At 74.4% G+C, this 3,312-nt stretch carries 4 protein-coding genes; 2 read left to right on the top strand and 2 right to left on the bottom strand.

Annotated features, from left to right (window positions below; all coding sequences use genetic code 11):
• Positions 1-341: 341 nt before the first annotated feature.
• Together AOK23_RS50600 and AOK23_RS50595 are read right to left on the bottom strand one after the other, a co-directional pair.
• Positions 342-1,235 carry a hypothetical protein gene (locus AOK23_RS50600; RefSeq protein WP_240496663.1) on the bottom strand — a complete coding sequence of 298 codons (894 nt, stop codon included), beginning with the start codon at positions 1,233-1,235 and terminating at the stop codon, positions 342-344.
• Positions 1,236-1,247: 12 nt separating this feature from the next.
• Positions 1,248-1,751 (bottom strand): FG-GAP-like repeat-containing protein, encoded by a 504-nt coding sequence (locus AOK23_RS50595; RefSeq protein WP_240496662.1) that lies wholly within the window; start codon positions 1,749-1,751, stop codon positions 1,248-1,250.
• Positions 1,752-1,919: 168 nt separating this feature from the next.
• Between AOK23_RS50595 and AOK23_RS32315 the strand changes: the two genes are divergently transcribed.
• Positions 1,920-2,696: a DUF6281 family protein gene (locus tag AOK23_RS32315; protein ID WP_055716110.1), complete on the top strand. Its 777-nt coding sequence runs from the start codon at positions 1,920-1,922 to the stop codon at positions 2,694-2,696.
• 107 nt (positions 2,697-2,803) lie between these two features.
• Positions 2,804-3,312, top strand: a 509-nt coding sequence (locus tag AOK23_RS32310; protein ID WP_055716109.1) for an NUDIX hydrolase, incomplete at its 3' end; no start/stop codon positions are given.

Here is a 3,312-nt window from a genome sequence, read left to right as displayed (position 1 = left end):
GGACACGAGGGCTCCAACTGGTCGGGGGGCGGCGGGAGTCGCGGCGTCGGGTCGGACGGAGGCCAAGCCGGCCGTTCGGGTCGCCCCCGGGCGGCGGGACTCGCCGACCCGACGGCACCGATCCTGCAACCGGCGCGAGCCGAACGACAGACCCGGGGCCCTACTTGAGACATCCCCACGGCGTCAGGGCGTCAGGGCGTCACGGCGTCGCGGCGCCCGGCGCACCTCTCGCCGCACAGGACTGGAGGAGACACCGCGCGGCGCCGCGCACCGGAGGCCGCGCACCGGACGTTGCCCACCGGACGCCGTGCCTCCTCCCACGGGGGTCCTTCGGGAAGGCCCTAGCGGAGGAGGCTGCCGAAGGCGGGGTACGCGGTGCCGCCCAGGCCGAAGTCGAGGGCGTTGAAGGACGCGGCGTAGGACGTCGTGAGGCCGGAGGAGGTCCCGCGCAGGACCCAGACGGCGCCCGTGTCCCGTGCCGTGCCGATGTCCTCGCCGGTCGCGCCGATCGCCAGGTCGGCGCGACCGTTGCCGTTGACGTCCTTGAGCCGGACGGCGGAGCCGAACGCGTCGTCGGTCTCGGCCGCGCCGGGCACGCCGGGGGTGGCCTGGTGCCATGACGTGCCCCGGCCCAGGCCGCTCGCGGACCCCTTCAGCAGGACGACGTCGCCCACCCCCTGCACCCCGTCGACGGTCTCGCCGGGCGCGCCGACGGCCACGTCCGCGTAGCCGTCGCCGGTGACGTCGCCCGCGGCGACCGAGCCGCCGAAGCCGTCGCCCGGCTCGTCGGCGCCCGGGACGCCCGTGCTCGCCTGGCTGTACGACCGCGAGGGCCACCCGTCGACGCCGAGCCCGCGGTCGTTGCCGGGCCACACGGTGATCCGTCCGCCGGTACCGGCCCCCGGCTCGCCGAGGACGAGGTCGCTGTAGCCGTTCCCGTCGACGTCACCGGCGGCGACCCGCGGCTCGGTGATCACGTCGGACACGGCGCCCTGGTGGAGGGGTCGGTAGTAGTAGCCGATGTCGCCGGCGCCGCCCCGCAGGTAGCCCGCGAAGCCGTGGCCGGCGGCGTCGGTGCCGTGCAGGACGTAGTCGCTGCCCGAGCCGTTGGAGAAGTGCGCGCCGAGGACGCCGTCGAGGCGTACGCCGGCGGGCAGGAAGTCGACCTCCGGGGCGATCGCGGGCTTGTCCGGCACGCCGTCGGCGTACCACCAGAAGCGGTTCTCGGAGACCACCACCAGGTTCCCTTAGTCGTCGCCGTCGAGGTCGACGAAGGAGGCACCCTCGCCGAAGCGGACGTCCTCGGCGGTGGGGGCGTTGAGGACCATGCCGCCGGTGCGGAAGCCCCGGGCGCCGCCCCAGAGGATGGTGAGGGAGCCGTCCGCCCTGCCGTCGACCTTCTCCCCGGGCGCGCCGACGATCAGGTCCGCGTAGCCGTCGTTGTTCACGTCTCCGCCGGTCACGTTCTCGCCGAACTCGTCCTCGGGCTCCAGGGCGCCGGGCACGCCCGGGGAGTTCTGCGTGAGGGTCACCGACCTGGCGGAGCCGGTGCCGACACCGGAGGAGGACCCGAACGTGACGGTCACGGCGTTGGCCTTGGGGGTGCCGATGACGAGGTCCCGGTAGCCGTCGCCGTTGAAGTCGTCCTTCGCCCCCGGCGCGGCGACCGCGCTCCCGGCCATCGGCAGGGCGAGCCCCGCCATCGCGAGCGCTCCCGCACAGGCGGCCACGACGAGCTTCCTTGCAACCACGGGTGACCTCCAGGAGGACGACGTAGGGCGGTTCGTGGGTGTGACTCGTCGGTGTGACGCGTGGGGCGTACGAAGGGTTGTGCGCGGGTGGCCGGGAAGTGAACCGAACGTTCGACGCGAGCCGTGCGTCCAGGGAGCGAAGCGACCCCTGACGAAGGAGACGTGACCATGCTCGTCGCCTGTGCGCGAACCGCCCTGGCCGCCGTCGTACTGACCCCCCTCGCCGTCGGCTGCGCCGCGTTGGGCGGTGGCGGGGAGTCCTCGGCGTCCTGTGCGTTCGTGGTGGACTACCGCGACAGCCAGTACGTCGACGTGGGCCGCGTCGAGTACGAACTCGGTGCGACGGTGGGCACCGCCCGGCAGGCGATCTGCGAGGACCAGGGCGGCGGCGAGGAGGACGCCGCCGACGCCCCGGCCGAGGAGGACCGGACCGTCTACACGGCGTACGCCATCAAGGGCATCGACCCCGCCGACGCGATCGCCGTCCGGGAGTCACCCGACGGCGAGCTGTCCGTCATGGTGGACCCGAGGGAGGACGAGCCCATCCCGGACGCGGCGGACCGGATCTTCGGACGGAACGACGAGGACGGCGACACGGACGGTGACGGCGACTCCGGCGACGGCGGCCCCGGTGACAGCGGGGCGAGCACGGCGAAGTGCGCGCTCCTCCTGGAGTACGAGGGTGAGAGCTACGTCGGCCGCGGCGCCGAGGACTTCGAACTGGGGGCGAAGGTGGGCACGGCCCGCACGACGCACTGCGCCGACACCCCCGGCAGCGCCGACCCCACCCCCGAACCTGAGGTGTACGAGGCGTACGAGATCAAGGGGCTGGACCCGGCCGACGTCATCGCGGTCCGCCGCTCGGCGGACGAGGAGCCCGTCTTCATGACGCGCCTCGGCGAGGATCTGCCGCCGGAGGTCGAGGAGCGCCTCGCGGAGCGGTGAGCGGCCTGCGGAACGGTGAGCGGCACCCCCTGCGAGGTGGGGCGGAGCAGGAGGGCGAGCCCGCCGTCGGCGGACCGTTGTCGGTGCCCTCTGCGAGGGTGGGGCGCATGGGCGAGCTGGTGGAGCGGGTCGGCGACGAGGACGAGGTGATCGGTGTCGTCGACCGGGGGGAGGCGATCCGCCGGGGGTGGCCGCACCGGGTGGCGACGGTCGTGTGCCGTGACCCCGCCGGCCGGTACCTGGTCCACCGCCGCCCCGACGACGTGTCCCGCTTCCCCGGCCACCTCAACTGGCTGCTCGGCGGCGCCACCGAGGTCGGCGAGTCGTACGAGGAGGCCGCCGCGCGGGAGCTGTGGGAGGAACTGGGGGTCCGGGGGCGTCCGCGGTTCGTGCTGAAGTTCCGGTGCGCGGGGGCGATCAGTCCCTACTGGCTGGGCCTGCACGAGCTGGTCGTCACGGGCCCGCCGCGGCCGGACCCCGCCGAGATCGCCTCGTACCGCTGGGTGGGTGAGGCGGAGCTGGCCGAGCTGGTGGGGGATCCGGCGTTCGTGCCGGACGCCCGAGAGGCGTTCGCGCGGTACCGCGCGGTGCGCGCCAGGGCGATGCCCCCGTGCTC

The organism is Streptomyces torulosus, from assembly GCF_001419765.1.
Taxonomy (GTDB): Bacteria; Actinomycetota; Actinomycetes; order Streptomycetales; family Streptomycetaceae; genus Streptomyces; species Streptomyces torulosus.
This window is presented reverse-complemented; position numbering and strand designations above follow the sequence as displayed.